Source organism: Kitasatospora sp. NPDC034533, from assembly GCF_055575155.1.
The window spans coordinates 1-1,200 of sequence record NZ_JBVITE010000175.1 but is presented as its reverse complement, the minus strand read 5'-3'; the positions used below and the strand labels follow the sequence as shown (position 1 = coordinate 1,200).

Annotated in this window: 1 protein-coding gene; it reads right to left on the bottom strand. The window is 72.2% G+C overall.

Features of this window, described 5'->3' with window-relative positions; genetic code table 11:
- Positions 1-972: IS110 family RNA-guided transposase (locus tag ACZ55U_RS39090; protein WP_465534414.1), on the bottom strand; the 972-nt coding region annotated here is incomplete at its 3' end.
- Positions 973-1,200: the final 228 nt, after the last annotated feature.

Below are 1,200 nucleotides of genomic sequence, written 5' to 3'. Positions count from 1 at the left end.
CTTGGTGCGGCCTGCCTCGCTCTGGCGGGCGACGTAGTCGCGGGTGCGCCGGTCGCTGGACATCCGGCACAGGGCTATCCGGTAAAGGGCGGCGTTGGCAGCCCGGTCCCCGCCGCGGGAGAGGCGGTGGCGGTTGGTACGTCCGCTGGACGCGGGGACGGGTGCGGCTCCGCACAGGGCGGCGAAGGCGGCCTCGGTGCGCATGCGCTCGGGATTGCCTCCGGCGGTGACCAGGAGCTGGGCGGCGGTGTCGGGGCCGACTCCGTGGGCGGCCCGCAGGCCGGGGTTGTGGGCGGTGACCTCCGCGTCGAGGGCTTTGGTGAGGGCCTGGTGCTCGGCGGTGAGCTCCTTGACGCGCCGGGCGAGGCTCCTGAGCGCGGTCAGGACGGCGATGTGGACCGCGTCCCCGGCCGGCCGCAGCCGGGCCAGGGCGTCGGTGCGCTCGGCGGTCTTGAGCCGCCCGTACCTGGCGCGGATCGCCTCGGGTGCGGTGACGAGGAGCTGCCCGATCTGGTTGAGGGCGGCGGTGCGGGCCTTGACGGCGGAGCGGGCGGCGTTGTGCAGGGCGCGTATCCCGGCGACGGTGTCGTCCTTGGGCATGCTGGAGGCCCGTCCGGACAGGGCGGCACGGGCGGCGGCGTAGGCGTCGATGGGGTCGGACTTGCCGATGCGGCGGCGTTCGGCCCGGTCGGGCCGGTTGACCTCGACGACCCGGTGCCCGCACGCGCGGGCTTCGCGAGTGAAGCCGGCTCCGTAGGACGATGTGCCCTCCACGCCGATCGCGAGCACGTGGCCGTGGGCGTTCAGGAAGGCCAGGGCCGCGGCGTATCCGGCCGTGGTGGTGGCGAACTCGGCGTCCGCGAGGTGGCCGCCGTTGTCGCTGATGACGGCGACGTGGATCGTGTGGGCGTGGGAGTCGACCCCGCCGAACACCTCCTGGCCCGCTGTGTGTCCGACGACCGCTGATGTCATGCTGATGGTGCCTTCCCTAGCCGGAGGTGGGCGCCGGCCGGGTGGAGCAGACAGGACATTGAAGGGGCTTCTGGACCAAGCTCCTATCAGGTCATGTTCCGCCCGGCCGGAGCCATGAGAACAGGTCCCGGAGGCCGGACAGAACAACTTGAGGACAGCCCAGCAGGGCGTCAGTCAGTGGCTGAGCCACGACCACCGGAACCTGAGTATCAGCATCAATGTCAGTGG